We start from the raw sequence: 19,886 nt of genomic DNA, 5'->3' as shown, positions 1-19,886 counted from the left end.
TAGGTTGGACGTTATTGGGCGTTTCCCAGCACCTGCGTCAGCGCCGAGGCGCCGCCCCGGGCGCCGATGACACGAGAGACCGTCGGCAGAAGCACGGTCGCAGCGTGGAAGGTGTCTACGTATTCGCGCACCGCGACGATGACTTGCCGGTCGACGTCGACATCGGTGATGAAGGTATACACATTGTTGTATGCGGTGTCGGCGTCCACGCTGCCATGGCTTTCGACCATGAGGGCCACGCGATGCTCCTCCACGATCGCGTCGACCAGTTCGAACGTCATCGGTACGACGGACAAGATCTCGGCTAGCAATTGCTTCATCAGCGCCATCGGCCGCTCGACCCGGCCGGCCATTTCCCACCATGTCCCGCCGTCATCTAGCACCGCCAAACCATCCTCGACGCGACCAGCGCCAATCAACTCCCACGGGCGCCATGCGAGTGCGACAACAGCGCGTCGATGGTCCGACTTGTCGACGGCCATTCCATGGCCGTCGGGATTCTCCGCCAGGTCGTCCATCGCCACCATCGTAGTCGGTTAGGCTCGGAAAGACGTGCGAATTCAATAGGCCGACAACAATTCTGGACAAGTCACGTCCACGGACACCGCCGCATTGGAAATGAAGGCCGTGCCGCGGCCAGTCTGCGAAACGGGAGCGATGGTCTGCGGGCGTAGGCGCGTCACCGGCCTCACGGCCGAACGTTGATTACCGCTCGAGAAATCAAAAGATTCTCGAGCGGTAATCAACGTTCGGCGCGAGGCTAGGCCTCGGACAGGATGAGGTCCGCGGCGTGCCACGCCATCGCCATCGCGGGGCCGTTCAGGTTGCCCGACACCATCGTCGGCATCACCGAGCAGTCCATGATCCGCAGACCGTCGACACCTCGAACCCGCAGGGTTGGGTCGACGACGTCGTCGTCGGACGGGCCCATCGCGCAGGTGCCGACCGCGTGGTATCCGCAGTAGCCGTGATCCAGTGCGGCGTCGACGATGTCCTGCTCGGACTGCACGGCGGGCCCCGGCCGGGTCTCCTCGACGATGAGGTCGGCGATCGGGGACTGCTCGAACAGGGCGCGCATGGTCCGGAACAGCGCCGAAACGACCTTGCGGTCATGGTCGGTGGTGAGGAAGTTCGGGTCGATGTCCAGCGGTGCGTTCGGATCGGCAGACGTGATCGCGACGTGTCCCTCGCTGTCGGGGCGAAGCACGTATCCGATCGCCTGCATGCCCGGTTCGCGTTCCAGACCGAGTTCCCCGCCGGCCTCGAACGGTGCAGCGGAGAACGGGGCCATCAGCAGTTGTGCGTCCGGGCGGTCGAGTTCCGGTGAGGTCTTGAAGAAGCCGACGACGTCATAGGCGCCGGTGGCCAGCGGTCCCTTGCGGGTGGCCAGGTACTGCACCCCGGTCAGGGCCTGCTGCGCGGCCGTCGCCAACCGCTTGTTGTAGCCGAGGTTGCGGTTGAGCCGGTACTGTAGCGCCACGCAGCGGTGCTCGCGCATCCGGCGGCCGACGTTGGGGCTGTCCACCCGCACGTCGATGCCCAGCCTGCGCAGCTCGCTGCTGTCGCCGATTCCCGAGAGCTGCAACAACTTCGGGGTCGCGATGCTGCCCATCGACAGGATGGTCTCGCGTGCCGCGGTGTAGGTCACCGGACCCTTGGCCGTCTTGGCCTGTACGCCGACGGCCTTGTCACCCTCGAAATCGATGCGCTCGACGGTGGTGTCGATCGCGATGGTCAGATTCGGGCGGTTGCGCACGGGCCGCAGGAAAGCGTGTGCGGCGCTGACCCGCCGGCCGTTCTTGATGGTGCGCACGGCGGGGCCGATGCGCTCGTCGTCGCTGGCGTTCAGGTCGTCGGTTACCGACCACCCCTGATTCCGTGCCGCATCGACGAACTCGCGGCATACCTCCGGTAGCGGACCGACGGACACATCGAGTGGCCCACCGGCGCCGCGGGTCGCGTCGGCACCCAGTTCGTGGTTCTCGATGGTCCGGAAGATCGGCAGGATGGTGTCCCAGCCCCAACCGGGGTTGCCGAGGGCCTCCATGGCGTCGTAGTCCGCGCGACTGCCGCGGTTGTAGACCATGCCGTTGACCGCGCTGGAACCGCCCAGCGTGCGGCCCCGCACCCAGGCCTCGACATTGTTCGACGGGCCGATCGGCCGCACCGGGAAGTGCCAGGTGAGCTTTTCGTCTCCGAGGATCTTTCCGAAGCCCTTGGGAATCCGGATCATCGGGTTGCGGTCCTTGCCCCCGGACTCGATCAGCAACACCGAGATCCGCGGGTCGGCGGACAGCCGATTGGCCAGCACGCAACCCGCGGAACCCGCGCCCACGATGATGTAGTCGAAATCGGCCATGGTGGTCAAAATCGTCAAACCCCTTCTACCAGCTCGCCGTTCAGTGCGGCCCGTTCGGCATCGGTCCACGGTCGCGAACCCGATTCGTCGTCACGCAACACCACTTGCACGCTGCGCACCGTCGCGCAGCGGCCCCGCGACGTGCTCATCTCGCTCACAGTGGTCAGCGACGTGGTGCCGACCGTCTCGACGTAGGACGAGACCTCCACGACGTCGTCGCCCAGCACCGGGTCGTGATAGTCGACGGAGTTGTGCACCACGACCACCAGGTTCCACGCTTCGGGTACGACGGCTGCGAGAAAGCGCGATCGCGCTTCCTCGGCGTACACCAGGAACACGCTGTTGGTGACGTGCCCTCGCGGATCCAGATCCGTCCATCGCGGATCGACCCGATAGACCACTCCGGGCCTCGAGACGCGCGTCTGCCCGTTTGGTTCGCTCACGCGTCTGCGTCAGGCCTTCGTCGGGCTGGCAATGGACTTGATCCGAAGGTACTCGCGGAATCCGGCGACACCGTGCTCGACGCCGACACCACTGATGCCCCAGCCACCGAACGGCGCGTCGGGGGACAGATAGAACGAGTTGTTGATGTTCACCGTGCCCGCCCGCAGCTTGTGCGCGACCCGCCACGCCCGTTCCTCGTCACGCGACTGCACATACGCCGACAGGCCGTACCGGGTGTTGTTGGCCACCCGCACCGCCTCGTCGTCGTCGCCGTCGTAGCGGACCACGGTGAGTACCGGACCGAACACTTCGGTCTGGGCGATCTCGGCGTTCTCGTCGACGTCGGCGACAACCGTGGGCTCATACCAGAATCCCTTGTCGCGGTCGCCGCGCTTTCCGCCGCACAGCACGCGCGCTCCCGCGGCGCGGGCGCGGTCGACCAGGCCCTCGATGCGTTCGAGCTGCTCGAGGCGAATGATCGGTCCGACGAGGTTTCCCGGATCGGTGGGATCGCCCCACGGCAGGTTGCCGACGATGGCTTCGAGCCGCTGCAGCACCTCGTCGTAGATGTCGGCGTGCACGATCATCCGGGTGGCGAGCGCGCAGCCCTGACCGCTGCTCGACATGCACATGGCGACCCCGAGGCCGGGTGCCATGTCGAGGTCGGCGTCCGGCAGCAGTAGGTTGGCCGACTTGCCGCCGAGTTCCAGCACGATGTGCCGGATGCCGTTGGCGGCCCGCTCGGCGATGCGCTGGCCCACGCCGGGCGAACCGGTGAAGTGGTACAGGTCGATGCGCTGGTCGGCGGTCATCGCGTCACCGGCGACGGCCTTGTCCTCGGAGCTGATGGTGTTGATGACGCCGGCTGGGATGTCGGTGGCGTTCGCCGCGATCTGGGCCAGCCGAGCGCCGGTCAGCGGGGTGTCCGGCGCGCTTTTGAGCACGAGGGCGTTGCCGGTGGCGAGTCCGTGGTGCACCTTCCAGATCGCGGTCATGAACGGTGCGTTCCACGGGGTGATCGCGCCGACCACACCATAGGGCTCGTACCGGATGCGGCGGTTGCTCGTGAAGCCGAGGATCTCGTAGGGCGGCAGGTCTTCTTCCCACGGAAACGACGTGGTGAGGTCGTTGAAGAAGTCCATCCCGTCGATCATCACGTCGACGTGGCTGTTGATCACCGAGGTGCAGACGCCAGCCTCGGCGGTCACCAGGGCGCGGACCTCTTCGATCTCCTTGCGCAGTCCGTCCTGCAGCTGTTCGAGGCAGCGTCGGCGGAACTCGTGATTGGTGCTCCAGTCGGTCTCGTCGGCCGCTCGGCGTGCAGCGGAGATCGCGTCGTCGACGTCCTCGGCCGAAGCATCCGCCGCGGTGGCGACCACCGATTCGTCGGCGGGGTTGATGACGTCGTAGCGGCGACCGGAACGCGCTTCACGGAACTCGCCGTCGATGAAGAGTCGACCCTCGTGCTCGGCCATGTGGTCCACCTTTCTCGCCGCTGCCGAACGGCAACCTTACGCTGTAACGTGATCGGCCACACAGTAACACTCGAAAGTGAGCGTGAGCAATGAATCGAGATGCGGACGGCATGCTCGTCGGCAGGGTCGCGTTCGTCACCGGCGCGGCACGCGGGCAGGGGCGCAGCCATGCCGTGCGGTTGGCGCGCCAGGGTGCGGCGATCATCGCGATCGACGTCGCGGCCCCGGCCGCTTCGGCCAACACGTACCCGCCCGCCACGGCGGACGACCTCGCCGAAACCATCCGGCTGGTGGAAGCCGAGGGCGCGTCCGTCTTCGCCCGCGTCGCCGACGTCCGCGACCCCGACGCGCTCACCGACGCGGTGGCCACCGGGGTCGCGGACCTGGGCGGGCGGCTCGACGTGGTGGTGGCCAACGCGGGGATCTGCAACTGGGCACGGTTCTGGGAGATGCCCGACGACCAGTGGCTCACGCTGATCGACATCAACCTGACCGGAGTGTGGCGGACTATGAAAGCCGCTGTGCCACACATGATCGCGGCCGGCAACGGCGGATCGATCATCACCGTGAGCTCGGTGGCGGGCATCAAGTCGCTCCCCGGCCAGGCGCACTACAGCGCCGCCAAGCACGGCGTGGTCGGCCTGACCAAGAGTGCCGCGATCGAACTCGGCGAGTACGGCATCCGGGTCAACTCGATCCACCCCTGGGGCGTCGCGACGCCGATGGCCGAGGACCCGATGACGGCCACCATGCTCAGCGAGCACCCGTCCTATCTGGCGTCGTTCGGCAGCATGCTGCCCGATCTGGTGCTCGCCGAACCCGGCGACATCTCTGACGCGGTGGTGTGGCTGGCCTCCGATCTGTCGCGCACCGTCACCGGAACGCAGTTGACACTGGATATGGGCGCCACAAAAGTGTGATTTCGGCGTGTACGGTCGCGCTGGGCGCAACTCGTCACGCCGAAATCGCTTATTTGTTGCGCGCTTTGGCGACGGCATCGCGGTGCTGGGGTGAGGCCATGCTCTCCAACTCACCGGTCAGCGCCAGTTCGAAGGCCCCGTCCAACTGCGGTTCGAGATAGGCGTTCAGCGCCGACTTCGTCCGCTGCAGCGCGGCGGGGGACACCGTGGCCAGCCGGTGTGCCAACGCCATCGCCTCGTCCATCAACTCTCCGGCGGCCACCACCCGGCTGGCCAAGCCGAGTTCGACCGCTTTGTCGGCCGGGATCCGCGACCCGAGGAACAGATACTCCTTGGCGCGCGACAACCCGATGAGCGCCGGCCACACCATGCCGCCGTCGCCGGGCACCAGTCCCATCCGCAGATGCGGGTCGGCGAGGAAGCTGTCGTCGGCCATCAGCACGAGATCGCACAGCAAGGCGACGCTGCAGCCCAGCCCCACCGCCGGCCCGTTCACCGCGGCGATGACCGGCAGCGGACACTTCACCATGCCGCGGATCATCGCGCGCCCCTCGGCGATGGTCTCGGCGCGCATGGCCTCGTCATCGATGTTCTCCTGCATGTAGTCGAAGTCGCCGCCCGCGCTGAACACCGAACCGGCGCCGGTGACCACCACCACCCGAGCCTCCGGGTCGGCCTCGAGGTGACTCCACACCCGGCCCAGCGCCTGGTGCATCGGGCGGTTGGCGCCGTTGAGTTCGTCGGGGCGGTTCAACAGCACCACCCGCACCGGGCCGTCGGCCGTGACGCGTAGTTCGTCACCGAACCCGTAGAGCGCCTCGGGTGGGGTGGAAACGTCGTTGTTCATGTGCGCCTTTCAGTCCGGATGCGAAGCTACGGGTAGTTGAGAATGGTCTCTGTTGCCAGCACCACCCCGGTCCTCGGCGAGAGCCAGTCCGAGGTGTCGGCCCTGCCTCGATGCAGTTCCGCGGTGATCGCGGCGGCCTGCTCCGGCGATGCGCACCAGAGTTCGTGGACGCCGTCGAATCCGTAACCCGGTGGTGCGGGCGCGATCAGATGGTTGAGCACCTGACGGCCGAGGACGCCGTCGAGTGATTGGGCGAGTCGACGTGCGTACTCCCGCCACGCGTCGGCGAAGGCGCTCGGTCCGATGTCGGGGGAGCGACGCACGAAGTGCAGCACCGCATGAGTCGAGGGCTCAGCGTCGGTGACGATTTCTTCATCGCAGTAGATCGTGAAGTCCTTGACATAGGTGGAGAACGTTCGCAGTTCGTCGGCGAGGCTGACCTCCGTGCCGATCAGCGCCTTGTGCATCGTCGGGATCGAGTTCAGGCCCGGTAACTGCAGCAACCCGACGCCGTCGTACTCGTCGCTGGCGTGTTCGACGCCGGATTGGACCAGACAGTAACGGGCCGTGCGGATCTCGGTCAGTGCGCCGGGCGCCCCCGCGCCGACGTGCGCCGAGTGCTTCAGCCAGCGCTTGGCGAACTGCTCGTGGCTGAGTGTCGGATTGCGCCGGGCCAGGTAAACGAGCTTTCCGGTCATCGTCGTCGATCCTTGCAGTGGAGGAGCCTCAATTGTACAGTGTATAGCTAATAGTTCCGGTGGCGTAGTGACGGGTGAGCGACACTGGCCGCACATCGCATCACACTTGATGGAGTCGTCGAATGGGCCCGTGGGACACCATCGAAACGTCCGCGGAGTTGCGCGATCACTACCGCGCACAAGGATGGTGGGACGATCGGACGCTGCCCACCCTGCTGGCCGACGCGCTGGCGAGGTCGGCGGCGACCACCTTCCGCGTGCACTCGCAGCACCGGCCGTTCGACGGCACCCTCGCTGACGTGACCGATCTCGCCCGCCGCCTGGCGACCGGTCTGGCGCGGCGCGGCGTCGCCGCCGGTGATCCCGTGGCCTACAGCCTGCCCAACAGCGTCGAGGCGGCGGCGGTGTTCTACGGACTGGCGCTGTCGGGCGCGACGCTGGTGCCGATCGGGCACACCGCCGGCCCCAGCGAGGTCAACCACGCGCTGCGCGAGTCGCGCGCCCGTGCACTGATCGTGTGGAACGAGCCCGACAGACCGTTCGCCTTCGACGCGCTCGTGCCGTCGTGTGTCGAATTGATCGTCGCGGTCGGTGACGCGCCCGCACCTGCGGCGGTGGTGAGCTTCGCCGAACTCACCTCCGGGACACTGCTTGCCGACCCGGCGGCAGTGGACCCGGCGCAGCCCGCGGTGATCGGCTGGACTTCCGGCACCACCGGTTCGCCGAAGGGCGTCATGTCCAGCCACCGGGGCATGTGCGCCGAGACGCGCATGCACATGGCGCCGATGATGGCGGCGCGGACCCGTCCGCTGGTCAGCACCTCGCCCATCGCCCATGTCACCGGGATGCTCGTCTCGGTCCTCGTTCCGCCGTTGCTGGGCCAGGAGATCCACCTGCTCGACTACTGGGACGCCGGCGACGTTCTCGACCTCATGGCCGCCCAGGGCCTCTCGGCGGGCACCGGGGCCCCGCTGTTTCTCACCAGCCTGCTCGACCACCCCGACTGCACACCCCGTCACCACGAACTCATCGAGATGAGCTCCCTCGGTGGCGCCGCGGTACCGCCCCAGTTGGTGCTGCGGGCACAGCAGGCGGGCATCGTGGCCATGCACGGCTACGGGTGCACCGAGCAGCCGACGATCGCGTTGGGGATTCCGACAGACCCCGTCGACAAGCGCGCCCACACCGACGGCAGGCTGTGCGCCGGGGTGGAGGTCCGCATCCTCGACGACGAGGGCAGGCCGCTGCCGACCGGTTTTAGCGGTGAGATCTGCAGTCGCGGGCCCGACTTGTTCTGCGGCTACACCGATCAGGGCTTGAACGCCGACGCGTTCGAGGACGGCTGGTACCGCACCGGCGACGTCGGTTTCCTCGACGACGACGGCTACCTCACCGTCGTCGACCGCAAGAAGGACATCGTGATCCGCGCGGGCATGAACATCAGCCCCGCTGAGGTCGAGGCGGCGATGGTGTCCATGCGCGAGGTGGCCGACGTCGCCGTCATCGCCATACCCGACCCGAGGACCGGCGAGCGCGCGTGCGCGTTCATCCGGCCCGCGCCGGACGCCTCAGTGCCGACGCTGGAACAGGTGCAGCGACACCTGGCCGCCGCCGGGCTGGCGAAATACAAGTGGCCCGAGGAGATCTGTTGGCAGCGAGAAGACTTCCCGCGCACACCCGCGGGCAAGGTACGCAAGACGGAACTGCGCGAGCAGTGGACCGCGCGCCGACATACAGGGGAGCGACAGTGACTCAGGGCGTCAAACCGGACCAGCGACGACTGGACCTGCTGATCGACCGATGCCGGCTCGAGGTGGACAACGGCACCCTGCCGTCGGCGCAGTTCGCCCTGCAGGTCAACGGCGAGGAGTACGTCAACGAGACGCTCGGCGATGCGACGCCGTCGACCCGCTACGTGCTGCAGTCCACCGGTCGCAGCGTGGTGGCCGGTGTGCTGTGGAAGCTGATCTCCGACGGATTGCTCGACATCTCGCGAACCGTCGCCTCCTACATTCCCGAGTTCGGCACCAACGGAAAGGAATCCGTCACCGTCGAACAGGTCGTCACCCACGTCGGCGGGTTCCCGCTCGCACCGTTGAAGTATCCCGACATGCTGCACCGCGAGGAGCGCCTCAAGGCGTTCGCCAAGTGGCGGCTCACCTATGCACCCGGCACCGAACTGCAGTTCCACCTGACCTCGGCGGCCTGGATCATCGCCGAGTTGTGCGAGCGGCTCACCGGAGCGCCGATCGGCGAATACCTGCAGAACACGTTGACCACGCCACTGGGGCTGGACTCCATCGAGATCGGCCCCCCGCTGGACCGCCAGCACGACGTCGCGAAGTTCGTACGCACCGACGGCGGAAGCGACGACGACGTCTATGCCTGGGGGCCTTGGTATCTCGCCGAACCGGAGATTCTGGCCGCCGGCGAGCCGAGTCATTCCATGGTCGCCACGGCCGGTGACCTCGCCGGCTGGTATCAGGCGCTGCTGTCGTCGGACCTGTGGCGCCGTGAGGTGGTCGAGGATGCGACGCGCATTCGGGTGACGCTGCCGGTGACCGGCGAACGCGGCGGCACGCCCAGCGTTCCGGGCAACATCGGCCTGTTCATCATGATGGTGGGCGACGACGGGATCTCGCGCGGCTTCCTGCCGACGGCAACGAGTCCGCGCACCTTCGGCCACGGCGGCGCGGCGTGCCAGATCGGCTTCGCCGACCCCGACACCGGGCTGTCGTTCGCGTTTCTCACCAACGGGTACCCCAGCACCGGCTACGAACAGTCGCGAATCGGTCTGAACCGGATCATCAACATCGGAAACCTCGCCGCGGACGTGTTCAGCTGATGAAACTCGACACCGGTGACCCCACCGCACTGGTCTGCGACTTCGACGCGGCGCTGACCGACGCCGAGGTTGACCTGGCCCACCTGCGCGACACCGGCGGCGATCTCGTCGCTCAGATCGCCCGCTCCGCGGAGTTGATGCGCTGGCTCTACGACGGCGACTGGATCCGCATCGGCTGGCCCGAAGCGGTCGGCGGAGTCGGCGGACCGTCCTCGCTGCGTTGCCTGATTCTCGAGCGACTTGCCCTGCGCGGCTACGAGATTCCCAGCCACCTGTATGTCCTCGAGGTGGTCGGCCCGGCGGTCGTCAACCACGCGCCCGCGCTGGCCGCCGAACTGCTGCCGGCCGCGTTGCGCGGTGACGAGCTGTGGTGTCAGGGCTTCTCCGAACCCGAGGCGGGCAGCGACCTGGCCGCGCTGCGCACCCGGGCGCGGCGTCGCGACGACGGTGCCTTCGTGCTCAACGGGCAGAAGACGTGGACGTCCTACGGCGCCCGCGCCGACCGCATGGTCATGCTGGCCCGCACCGGTGCCCTCGAGGACCGCCACCGCGGCCTGACGATGCTGCTCGTCGACCTCGACGCCGAGGGCATCGAGCGCAGGCCGATCGCGTTGGCCAGCGGCAAGGAGGAACTCGCCGAGGCGTTCTTCTCCGATGTCGTGGTCGACGCGAGCCGGGTGATCGGTGAGGTGGACGGCGGCTGGGCGGTCGCCATGGACCTGCTGCAGTACGAGCGCGGCACCTACGCGTGGATGCGGATGGCGGCGGCCACCGCCCGGCTCGAGGACCTGATCGGGGCGCTGGACACCGCGGGTACGCCGCCGGGCGGCGAGGCAGTGATCGGCCGGGCGTATCTGCGGCTGGCCGCGCTGCGGGCCAGGACGTCGTCGACGCTGCGGGCGCTGGCCGCCAACGAGGTGGTCGGTGCCCAGACGAGCGTCGACAAGCTACTGCTGTCGGCGGCCGAACAGGAGGTCTACGACGCGGCAGCGCGCCTGCGCCCCACCGAGTTCCTCATCGGTGACGCCGACGCACGGTGGCGCGAGGAGTGGTGGTACTCGCGGGCCGCGTCGATCTACGGCGGCGCCCGCGAAATCCAGCACAGCATCATCGCCGACCGCATCCTGAACCTGCCCAAGGAGGGCGCCCGTGGACGCTGACACCCGCGACCTGCTGCGCGACTCGCTTCGCGCCATGTTCGCCGACGACACCGCCGACCTGCTCACCGAGCTCACCGAGATGGGTTGGGACGACGTGGTTTCCGACGACGAAGCCGCCGCCGTCGATCTGCTGTTCACCGAGCAGGGGCGAGCCGGCGCGGCGTCGGCGGCCCTCGACGACGTGATACTCGCCGCTGCGGGCGGGGTAGCCGACGCGCCTGTCGTCGTGCACCCGCTCGGGCACGCGCGCAGCACAGTCACCGCGGGCCGGCTCGTCGTCGACGGCGTGGTGCTGCACACGCCACCGGACCGGCCGGCCCTGGTACCCGACAGCGGCGATTCGGCGTTCGTGGTGGCGACCTGGTCGGCGGACCCGATCGGCGGTTTCTCACCGCGGTCCAGACTGCGCCGGATCCGGCTCGACCTCCCGCTCGACGACGTGCAGACATGCGCGATCGACAACCCGGCCGCGGTCGCCGCGGCCCACCGCGCCCTGTGTGCCGAACTGGTCGGCAATGCCGGCGCGATGCTCGATCTCGCCGTCGAACACGTCAGCCAGCGCACCCAGTTCGGTCGTCCCCTCGGGACGTACCAGACGCCACGTCATCGCCTGGCCGACGCCTACGCCCAGGTGTCGGCCGCGCGCGAGCTTCTCGATGTCGCTTGGAACAGCCGGTCGGCGTGGGATGCGCAGGTGGCCAAGGCTTACGCGGGCGCCGCGGCCGACACCACCGCGGCCGCATGCATGCAGGTGTGCGGGGCGATCGGACTGACACAGGAGCACGCGCTCGGTGCCTACGTGGCGCGCTCACGTGTGCTCGACGCGCTCTACGGCGGCTGGCAGGACGCGATCCCCGCCATCGGTCAGCAACTCCTGACCGAGGCCGGCCGATGACCGGCGCACCGCACACCCGCTTCGAGATCACCGAACCGGGGGTCGCGCGACTCACCATCGACCGGCCCGACCGGTTGGGCGCCTACACACCGCAGATGTGCGCCGAGATCCTCGACGCGGTGCGCACGGTGCGCCTCGACGACTCCATCCGCGTACTGGTGCTGACCGGCACCGGCCGCGGCTTCTGCACGGGCGGCGACGTGTCGTCTGACGCGGGTTTCGACCAGCACACCGAGCACCAGATCGGCCGCGCCCGCGAACTGCGCGAAGACTCCCACGCCGTGGTCACCGCTCTGCACAAGCTGGACAAGCCGGTGATCTGCGCGGTCAACGGCATCGCGGTCAACGGCGGACTGACGTTCGCGCTGTGCTGCGACATCCGGATCGCCGCCGCCAGCGCCAGGCTTGGCGACACCAGCGCGCGCGCCGGATTGCTGCCCGACGAGGGCGGCGCCTGGCTTTTCCCCCGAATCATGGGCTACGACAAGGCGTATCGCATGGTGGCGCTGTCGGAGATCTACGACGCACACACCGCCCAACAGTTGGGCCTGGTCTCCGAGGTGGTCGCCGACGACGAACTCGACGACCGCGTCATGGAGTTGGCCCGAGCGCTGGCCGCAGGAGCGCCCCTGGCCTTGCGGGCGGTCAAGATGATGATGCGCCGCGGCATGGAGTCCACCCTTGACTCGTCGCTCGGTGATGCGCAGCAGGCGGTGCTCTGGGTGGGACCCAGCGCCGACGCCGGCGAAGGTAAGGCTGCCTTCCTGGAGAAACGCCCACCGAAGTTCACCGGGTTCTAGGGCGGTTCCGGCGTTTAACTTTACCCTGTATAGTCGGGTCAGCGACCGAGGAAGGATGCTGCTGATGGCCCTGATCGAGAACACCGTCGGTGAACTCCCGTACCAGCTGACCGACTTCGACCAGCACTCGTACGAGACCGAGGACTGCTTCACCCGGCACATGCCGAAAGCCAAGCTGGACACCGCGGTTCGCCCGATCGTCGCACCGTCGGGCCGCAAGCTTCTGCTGGCCAACGAGCGGATCGTCACCGCACTGGAGAACGACCTCGATCAGGCGTATGTGCCGGGGTCGCTGGCCGAGATGTTGCGGCAGCGGTCGTCGGGTGAGGCCGCCGACGCCGAACGGTTCTTCGAGCCGATGCAGCCGGAGTATCTGGACCGCGCGGCCCGCCTGTGTCAACTCGACGAACAGCAGGTGGAGCGCGCGATCATGTACCCTGGCGGCTGGGCGTTGATGGCCGAGGAGTACCTCGACGGCATCGATCCGCTCTACGACAACATCGAAGCGTTCAACAGGTGGATCGACGAGGACTGGGGCTTCAACTACCAGGACCGCATCTACGCCCCCGCGATGCTGTCGATGCGCGATCTGGACCGGGCGTGCGCAGAACTCGACCGGGTGCTCGACGCCGGCGCGCGGTTCATCGTGGTGCCCGCGGGTCCGGCCTACGGGCGCAGCCCGGGGGATCCCTACTTCGACCCGTTCTGGGCCCGCATCAACGAGGCGCGCGCGGTGGTGTGTTATCACATCGCCGAATTCCACTATCAGGCCAACGTCGCGTCCCAGTGGGGATGGGGGTTGCGGCCGCCGTTCCAGTTCTCGGCGTGGCAGTGGCAGAACACCTACGGCGAGCGGCCGATCACCGACACCCTGTCCGCACTGATCTTCGACAACCTGTTCGGCCGGTTCCCCAACATCAAGGTGCTGGTCAGCGAATTCGGCGCCGAGTGGGTGCCGCACTTCATCCGCCACATGGACAAGAGTCGCGGCATGGGCCGCCTCGGGCCGTGGCTTGGCGGTCAGTTGACCGAGCGACCGAGTGCGATCTTCAAGCGGCACGTCCGGGTGGTCCCGTACCCGGAGGACGACGTCACCGAGCTGATCGAGAAGCTCGAGACCTCCGAGACCCTGTTGATGGGATCGGACTGGCCCCATGCCGAGGGCCTGCGCGAACCCGCCGAGTTCTATCACCGGCTCGACGGGCTCGACGAGGTCACCCGCCGCAACTTCCTGCGCGACAACGGTATGAAACTGTCCAGCGGGATCTCGTGACGACTGCGAAGGTCTCCGACGAGGAACTCGTCCAACGGTTTCCGGGTGAGCCGATCACCCACGACAATGCCGCCCACTACCGCGGGCGGTTGCGTCGCGAGTTGCTGGTGAATCGGTGTGAGGACTGCGGTCGCTGGCATGCACCGGCCAAACCGGTCTGCCCCGACTGCTGGTCGTGGCGGATCACAGCGACACCGGTCAGCGGCGACGGCGTGATCTTCATGGCGATTTTCCTGCACCGGGGCCCGGCCGCCGAGGGTGTCGACTACGCGACGCCCTACCCCGTGGTCACCGTGGAACTCGCCGAGCAGGAGGGGCTGCGGTTCACCTCGACCGTCGTCGACGCCGACAACGCCGACATCACGATCGGCGCGCCGGTGAGCCTGACCTGGATCGAACGCGGCGGTGCCCCCCTGCCGGTCTTCGAGCTGAGGAGATCGTGATGAAGGACAAGGTCGCCATCGCGGGGGCGTCCACGACCGGTTTCGTCGCCAGGAACAGCGGCCGAAGCCAGGCCTCGCTGGCCGCCGAAGCGAGCATTGACGTCATCACCAAGTGCGGGATCACCCGCGACGACGTCGACGGGCTCTGCGGCAGTTGGCCGTCGGCGGCGGTGTTGCAGTCCACGCTCGGAATTCCCGAACTCACCTGGTTCGGCAACCCCGTCATTCCCCTGGTGGACCACGTCGCGACCGCCGCGGCGGCCGTCCACGCCGGACTGTGTGAGGTGGGGCTGGTCTATCACGCCGCCTACCGTGCGCCGTGGAACAGCGGATCGGCGCTCAAGGACCCGTTCCGCAGGATCGCCACCCCGGGCCTGACCGATCCGCAGCCTGGTCCCGAGACCATGGCCGCGTCCGTCGGCTACACCGGTTGGGCGTCGCGCTACATCCACGAATTCGGCCTGACCCGAGAGGATTTCGGTCGGGTGGCGGTCAACGCGCGGTCCAACGCGCGCCGCAATCCCGCCGCCGCGATGCAAGAACCGCTGTCGATGGCGGACTATCTGGATGCACCGATGATCCGGGAGCCGTTGTGCCTCTACGACATGGACCCGGCCGTCGACGGCGCCGACGCGTTCATCGTCACGACGACCGAACGGGCCAAGGACATGGCGCTGCCACCGGTACTCATCAACGCCGCCGTGCTCGGGCAGGTGCCGCACAACGAAGAGGACCAGACCGTGAGCCTGCGCCATCACGGGCAGCACGTCGTGATCGAGACGCTGAAAGCCAAAAGCGACTTCTGGATCGACGACATCGACGTGTATTTCCCGTATGACGGGTTCACGCCGATCACGCTGAACTGGATCGACAACGCGGGATGGTGCAAGCCGGGGGAGGCGGGCCAGTTCCTGCAACAACACTGGGACGACGACGCGGGACGGGTGCTGATCGACGGCCGGATTCCGGTCAATCCGCACGGCGGGTCGCTGTCCGAGGGCGCCACCCAGGCGTCGGGCCACATCCGTGAGGCCGTGCACCAACTGCAGGGCCTCGCGGGTGAGCGTCAGGTACCCGACGCGCGTCGCGCGCTGATCACCGCCGGCGGATTCTTCTTCAACGCCCAGGGCTTGACGCTGCACACCGCATGACCACCATCCTGGCCGACTTCGGATCGGCCGCCCGATCTCGACCAGACCACCCGTTTCTGGCCTACTTCGACTCCACCCTGAGTTACCGCGAGGTCGGCGCCATTTCGGATGCGTTCGCGGTTGCGCTGGCCGACAATGGGTTTCGTCGCGGCAACCGAATCGCGCTGTACCTGCAGAACGTGCCGCAGTACGTGCTGGCGCTGTTCGCGACGTGGAAACTCGGCGGCATCGCAGTCGCGGTCAACCCGATGCTGACCCCTCGGGAAGTGGCCAAGCTGCTCGCCGACTCGACTCCGACGGTGCTGGTCACTCTCGACGAACTACACACCCCCGAACTTGCCGAGATGCTCGAGCAGTCCCCGGTCCGGCGGGTGATCACCACCAGCGCCCTGGACTTCCAGACTTCCGGCGACGCTCGAGTTCTACCCTCCCTCCGCTGTGCGACACCGCCCGGCGCGCAGGACTTCTGCGAACTCGTCGAGACGCGCCGCGGCAAGACGCCAGATCCGGTCACCGTCGACGCCGACGACGTCGCGGTCATCACCTACACCTCGGGCACCACCGGCGCGCCCAAGGGCGCGATGAACACCCACCGCAACGTGGCGACCGGCGGGCACGCCTACCGCGAATGGTTCGCCCTCGACGGCGACGATGTGGTGCTCGGTGTGGCACCGCTGTTTCACGTGACCGGACTCAGCGGCCACATCGCCTGTGCTGTCGCGGCCGGAGCGACGCTGGTGCTGTGCTACCGGTTTCACGTCGAGGTGATGCTCGACATGATCCGCAGGCACCGGCCCACATTCACGGTCGGCGCGATCACGGTGTTCATCGCACTCGGTGAGTCGCCCGAGGTCTCCGTCGACGACCTGTCCTCCCTGACCAAGATCGCCTCCGGAGGTGCGCCGGTGGCCGCCGCCACGGCGGAGCGGTTCCAGCGGCGGTTCGGCACCTACATCCACAACGTCTACGGGATGACCGAGACCACCTCACCGGTGCTCGCGGTGCCCATGGGTGCGACGGCCCCCGTCGAAGAGGAAACCCAAGCCCTGTCGGTGGGAGTGCCGATGCTCAGCGCCCGCGTTGCCGTGCTCGGTGACGATGAAAAGCCCGTTGCCGCAGGCACACTGGGCGAGCTCGCGGTCGCCGGACCGCAGATCGTGCCCGGCTATTGGCGAAACGAGACGGCGACCAAGTCGGCCATGCGCGACGGGTGGCTGCTCACCGGCGACGTCGGATACGTCGACGCCGACGGATGGTTCTATCTCGTCGACCGCAAGAAGGACATGATCGTGGCCAGCGGCTACAAGGTCTGGCCCCGCGAGGTCGAAGACGTGCTCTACACCCACGAGGCCGTGCTCGAAGCGGGCGTGGTCGGCGTTCCCGACGAGTACCGTGGCGAGACGGTCAAGGCCTACGTGTCACTGCGCAACGGACATTCGGTCGCGCCCGACGAACTGATCGCCTACTGCCGAGAACGCCTGGCGGCCTACAAGTATCCACGTCAGATCGAGATCGTCGACGCCATCCCGAAGACCGCGACCGGCAAGATTCTGCGCAGGCAGTTGCGCGACGCCGACTCGGGCTGACTCGTCACCGCCGCTGTTGCCGCAGGCGGTCAGCGAGGTTGGTCAGCGCGGCGATGGCCGTAGCGATCGCCTCGTCGGCTTCGTTTGCCACCGAGATATGTTCGGTCACCGACGATCTGGGTGCTGCCAGCGCCGGGATGATGAAATTGCGCACGCGCCTGCGCACCGCGGCGTCGGAGCGGTCGAGATCCTCCGCGGCGATGTACAGCTGTTCCAGCAGGAAGTCGACGATCTCGTCGGTCGGCACGTCATCTCGCAGTTCGCCACTGCGCCAACCCTCGTCCAGAAACGGGCCCAACGCTTCGACGGTCATCCGGTGCACGCGGGGATTGCGGACGGATTTCGCCCGCTGCGGGATGAGCGCCGAAAAGGACGGATCGGTCGGCAGCTCCCGCGTCGAATAGAGCAGAAGCGCCTCGAGTTTGGCAAACGCCCCGGTCTTCTCGGCCATCAACGCATGCACCGCTTCGACATGCCGGCGCGCCCGCAGCAGTCCGACGTGCATCAGCATGTCGCTGACGCTGCCGAGCTGGCGGAACGCGGTCGCGCGGGACACCCCGGCCCGCAGCGCCACGGCCTCCATCTGTACGGCGCTGGTGCCGCGTTCGGCGATCTCGGCATCGGCGGCCCGGATCAATCGGTCCCGGACAGTGCCGTCATCGGCCACGGACTCCGCCGCGGTCAACGGTCGGCTTCCTGGAACGTCACCGCATGACCTCCTGCGACCCGTCACCGCGCGGCGCACCTCCGCGCACCGTGGGATCGAAAGTAGCACCGAAGACCGGTCGCGCACGACCCTCCAACTTTTGACAGTTTTGTCAAAACTGCTCTAGGGTGGAGTCCGACATGACACGCGGCGAAAGGCGGTTTGATGCCCCAGGCAGTGACATCCGTATCGGCGTCCGCACCGACGCTGCCCAGCCCGGTGCCCACGGGCTGGTTCCAGGTGGCGTGGAGCGCCGACATCGGCGAGCGTGCGGTGGTCCCACTGCGCTACTTCGGCCGTGACCTGGTGGCGTTCCGGCGGTCCGACGGCCAGGTCAGCGTTCTGGACGCGCAGTGCCAGCACCTCGGCGCCAGCCTTGCCCACGGCGGCTGCGTGGTGGACGACGGAATCCAGTGTCCGTTCCACGGTTGGGTTTGGGACGGTGCGGGCCGAAACGTCCGGATCCCCTACGAGAAGAGACCGAACAGAGGCCGTCGGATCCGGCACTATCCGGTCGCCGAGAAGAACGACTCGATCTACATCTGGCACGACGTCGACGGCAACGAGCCGGCCTGGGAGGCGCCCGACGCCTTTGCCGTGCTCGGCGACCATGTGGCGTCGAGGAGCTATTTCCCGTTCGACGAGCAGTGCCGGACCCGCTTCGAGCGGGTCAAGGTACACCCGCAGATCATCGCCGAGAACGCCGTCGACCCACACCATTTCAGGTTCGTGCACAAGACCCCGATCAGCCCGACGGTGCTGCGTGAATCGCAGGGCCATCCGACGTGGTCGACGAAGGTCGGGTTCGGCAACCGGTGGGCCGACGGTGCCGATCGGCCGGGCGACACCCTCAACACGATCGAGATCTATTGGTCGGGGCTGGGTGTCAGCTTCAACGGTGAGCACACTCGTGACGGGATCCGGGTCGTCTCGATCTGCGCGACACCGGTGGACGAAACCACCTCGGACATCTTCGCCGGCTACTGGATCAGCGACGACACCGACGGTTTCGCCGAACGCCTCGACGCCGCGAAGGCGGCGCTGCCCGACGACATCCGGATCTGGGAGCACCAGGTGTACATGGATCTACCCGCGCTGGCCCCGTCGGAGGCGGCGGGCTTCGCGGCGCTGCGGACGTGGGCACGCGGCTTCTACCCGGAATCTGCGTGGCGTGGCGCCTGACGAACCGTCACGCAAGTCAGACCGGACACGGCTGGCGATTCTGGACGCCGCCCGAGTAGCGTTCGCACGCAAGGGGTTCTCCGGTGTCACGATCCGGGACATCACGGATCTGGCGCATGTGACACGGGCGAACTTCTACTACTACTTCCGCGACAAGACCGAGTTGTTCGTCGAACTCGGCACGGCCACCTACCGCGAGGCGATGGACGTGATCGAGACGCTCGGCGACGTCGACGATCCGCTGTCCCGGCAGTCCATCGGCAACTGGGTGCACCGGTACTTCGACTATCTGGACCGCAACGGTGCATTCGTCATCCGCTCGGAGCACGACATGCCGGGCGACTCGACGTTTCGTGCGGCGGTCGTGCGATCGCACCGCCGGGCCGCGACCGCGCTCGGTCAGCGCCTCGGCAAGATCGCCGCCACAGCGCCTGATGCCGACACGGCAGCCACCGGCCTCGCCGTGATGGCCCTACTCGAACGGTCGTGGTCGATGGTGCAGCACGACGCGCCGTCGGCGGTGCCACGCATCGAGATCCTGGCCGCGGTCTCCGAGGTGGTCTGGCGACTGGTCGCCTGACTTCGACCGGCGAGCAACGGTGTCGAAGCGCTAAACGTTTTCCTCGGAGGGGCACACAAGCGTGCGACACTTTCACCGAGTTGGATATCGAATTAGCTATATAGATAGATCATTAACGGATACTAGTGCGTCACCCGAAATCGCTGTTACTCCCGGGTACCGGGCGCGGTAAAGACGCCGCTCGTCGCGATTTCATCGGTCACGGTTGTGTTATCGACGGCCGCTATTTGGCCGCGGCGACGACGGTCCGGCGGGGGTGGCCGACCGCCGGGTTTGCCGCTCACGAGCGCTTGCACCGCTGATGAGACCCGTCTCACCACAGAGTAAGCGCGGTGCGCCGTCGGACCGCACCCCGACGTTGTCTCCGCCAATTCGGCACTGCGTCGAATTCACCATATATCTGCTGTGCAATTTATTTAGTCCGGTTCAATTCCCATAATAGCGCCGAAAGAATAAGCGTAAATAAGTGCGGGATGCATTTTCGTTCGGGGATGACACCATTCCTCCAGCCCCGCAAAGTGC

At 67.3% G+C, this 19,886-nt stretch carries 19 protein-coding genes; 12 read left to right on the top strand and 7 right to left on the bottom strand.

What is annotated here, in order from left to right:
• Positions 1 to 11: 11 nt before the first annotated feature.
• The 4 genes from ABQE89_RS15805 to ABQE89_RS15790 all read right to left on the bottom strand — a co-directional run bounded on the left by ABQE89_RS15805 (position 12) and on the right by ABQE89_RS15790 (position 4,278).
• Entirely contained in the window at positions 12 to 518 is a 507-nt protein-coding gene (locus tag ABQE89_RS15805) for a nuclear transport factor 2-like protein (RefSeq protein WP_448418169.1), read from the bottom strand.
• 242 nt (positions 519 to 760) lie between these two features.
• Positions 761 to 2,359 carry a GMC family oxidoreductase gene (locus tag ABQE89_RS15800; protein ID WP_448418168.1) on the bottom strand — a complete coding sequence of 533 codons (1,599 nt, stop codon included), beginning with the start codon at positions 2,357 to 2,359 and terminating at the stop codon, positions 761 to 763.
• A gap of 14 nt (positions 2,360 to 2,373) precedes the next feature.
• Entirely contained in the window at positions 2,374 to 2,802 is a 429-nt protein-coding gene (locus ABQE89_RS15795; RefSeq protein ID WP_448418166.1) for an acyl-CoA thioesterase, read from the bottom strand.
• A gap of 9 nt (positions 2,803 to 2,811) precedes the next feature.
• Positions 2,812 to 4,278: an aldehyde dehydrogenase family protein gene (locus tag ABQE89_RS15790; RefSeq protein ID WP_448418164.1), complete on the bottom strand. Its 1,467-nt coding sequence runs from the start codon at positions 4,276 to 4,278 to the stop codon at positions 2,812 to 2,814.
• An 89-nt stretch (positions 4,279 to 4,367) separates the two neighbouring features.
• On the opposite strand from ABQE89_RS15790, the gene ABQE89_RS15785 reads away from it, so the two are divergent.
• On the top strand, positions 4,368 to 5,198 hold the full coding sequence (locus tag ABQE89_RS15785) for a mycofactocin-coupled SDR family oxidoreductase (RefSeq protein WP_448418162.1): 831 nt from the start codon (positions 4,368 to 4,370) through the stop codon (positions 5,196 to 5,198).
• A gap of 49 nt (positions 5,199 to 5,247) precedes the next feature.
• On the opposite strand, the gene ABQE89_RS15780 is transcribed toward ABQE89_RS15785, so the two are convergent.
• Together ABQE89_RS15780 and ABQE89_RS15775 are read right to left on the bottom strand one after the other, a co-directional pair.
• Positions 5,248 to 6,045 carry an enoyl-CoA hydratase/isomerase family protein gene (locus ABQE89_RS15780; protein WP_448418160.1) on the bottom strand — a complete coding sequence of 266 codons (798 nt, stop codon included), beginning with the start codon at positions 6,043 to 6,045 and terminating at the stop codon, positions 5,248 to 5,250.
• 26 nt (positions 6,046 to 6,071) lie between these two features.
• The gene (locus ABQE89_RS15775) at positions 6,072 to 6,743 is read right to left on the bottom strand and encodes a hypothetical protein (RefSeq protein ID WP_448418158.1); all 672 of its coding nucleotides are present in this window, start codon (positions 6,741 to 6,743) and stop codon (positions 6,072 to 6,074) included.
• Positions 6,744 to 6,865: 122 nt separating this feature from the next.
• Between ABQE89_RS15775 and ABQE89_RS15770 the strand changes: the two genes are divergently transcribed.
• The 9 genes from ABQE89_RS15770 (at position 6,866) to ABQE89_RS15730 (ending at position 16,896) form a co-directional block, all read left to right on the top strand.
• Positions 6,866 to 8,494 carry an AMP-binding protein gene (locus ABQE89_RS15770; protein ID WP_448418156.1) on the top strand — a complete coding sequence of 543 codons (1,629 nt, stop codon included), beginning with the start codon at positions 6,866 to 6,868 and terminating at the stop codon, positions 8,492 to 8,494.
• Positions 8,491 to 9,588: a serine hydrolase domain-containing protein gene (locus tag ABQE89_RS15765; RefSeq protein WP_448418154.1), complete on the top strand. Its 1,098-nt coding sequence runs from the start codon at positions 8,491 to 8,493 to the stop codon at positions 9,586 to 9,588. The genes ABQE89_RS15770 and ABQE89_RS15765 overlap by 4 nt, the downstream gene beginning before the upstream one ends.
• Positions 9,588 to 10,748, top strand: a complete 1,161-nt coding sequence (locus tag ABQE89_RS15760) for an acyl-CoA dehydrogenase family protein (RefSeq protein WP_448418152.1) — start codon at positions 9,588 to 9,590, stop codon at positions 10,746 to 10,748. The genes ABQE89_RS15765 and ABQE89_RS15760 overlap by 1 nt, the downstream gene beginning before the upstream one ends.
• The gene (locus tag ABQE89_RS15755; protein ID WP_448418150.1) at positions 10,738 to 11,643 is read left to right on the top strand and encodes an acyl-CoA dehydrogenase family protein; all 906 of its coding nucleotides are present in this window, start codon (positions 10,738 to 10,740) and stop codon (positions 11,641 to 11,643) included. Before ABQE89_RS15760 ends, ABQE89_RS15755 begins: the two co-directional genes overlap by 11 nt.
• Positions 11,640 to 12,443, top strand: a complete 804-nt coding sequence (locus tag ABQE89_RS15750) for an enoyl-CoA hydratase/isomerase family protein (RefSeq protein WP_448418148.1) — start codon at positions 11,640 to 11,642, stop codon at positions 12,441 to 12,443. The genes ABQE89_RS15755 and ABQE89_RS15750 overlap by 4 nt, the downstream gene beginning before the upstream one ends.
• A 64-nt stretch (positions 12,444 to 12,507) precedes the next feature.
• The gene (locus tag ABQE89_RS15745) at positions 12,508 to 13,716 is read left to right on the top strand and encodes an amidohydrolase family protein (protein WP_448418146.1); all 1,209 of its coding nucleotides are present in this window, start codon (positions 12,508 to 12,510) and stop codon (positions 13,714 to 13,716) included.
• The gene (locus tag ABQE89_RS15740) at positions 13,713 to 14,159 is read left to right on the top strand and encodes a Zn-ribbon domain-containing OB-fold protein (protein ID WP_448418144.1); all 447 of its coding nucleotides are present in this window, start codon (positions 13,713 to 13,715) and stop codon (positions 14,157 to 14,159) included. Before ABQE89_RS15745 ends, ABQE89_RS15740 begins: the two co-directional genes overlap by 4 nt.
• Positions 14,159 to 15,310 carry a thiolase C-terminal domain-containing protein gene (locus ABQE89_RS15735; protein WP_448418142.1) on the top strand — a complete coding sequence of 384 codons (1,152 nt, stop codon included), beginning with the start codon at positions 14,159 to 14,161 and terminating at the stop codon, positions 15,308 to 15,310. Before ABQE89_RS15740 ends, ABQE89_RS15735 begins: the two co-directional genes overlap by 1 nt.
• Positions 15,307 to 16,896 carry an AMP-binding protein gene (locus ABQE89_RS15730; protein WP_448418140.1) on the top strand — a complete coding sequence of 530 codons (1,590 nt, stop codon included), beginning with the start codon at positions 15,307 to 15,309 and terminating at the stop codon, positions 16,894 to 16,896. The genes ABQE89_RS15735 and ABQE89_RS15730 overlap by 4 nt, the downstream gene beginning before the upstream one ends.
• A 4-nt stretch (positions 16,897 to 16,900) precedes the next feature.
• Here ABQE89_RS15730 and ABQE89_RS15725 read toward each other — a convergent pair whose 3' ends face one another.
• Positions 16,901 to 17,581: a TetR/AcrR family transcriptional regulator gene (locus ABQE89_RS15725; RefSeq protein WP_448418138.1), complete on the bottom strand. Its 681-nt coding sequence runs from the start codon at positions 17,579 to 17,581 to the stop codon at positions 16,901 to 16,903.
• 186 nt (positions 17,582 to 17,767) lie between these two features.
• Between ABQE89_RS15725 and ABQE89_RS15720 the strand changes: the two genes are divergently transcribed.
• Together ABQE89_RS15720 and ABQE89_RS15715 are read left to right on the top strand one after the other, a co-directional pair.
• Positions 17,768 to 18,784 carry a Rieske 2Fe-2S domain-containing protein gene (locus tag ABQE89_RS15720; RefSeq protein WP_448418136.1) on the top strand — a complete coding sequence of 339 codons (1,017 nt, stop codon included), beginning with the start codon at positions 17,768 to 17,770 and terminating at the stop codon, positions 18,782 to 18,784.
• Positions 18,774 to 19,364, top strand: a complete 591-nt coding sequence (locus ABQE89_RS15715) for a TetR/AcrR family transcriptional regulator (RefSeq protein WP_448418134.1) — start codon at positions 18,774 to 18,776, stop codon at positions 19,362 to 19,364. The genes ABQE89_RS15720 and ABQE89_RS15715 overlap by 11 nt, the downstream gene beginning before the upstream one ends.
• The last annotated feature ends 522 nt before the right edge of the window (positions 19,365 to 19,886 follow it).

The sequence above is a fragment of the Mycolicibacterium sp. XJ1819 genome (assembly GCF_053483675.1).
This window is presented reverse-complemented; position numbering and strand designations above follow the sequence as displayed.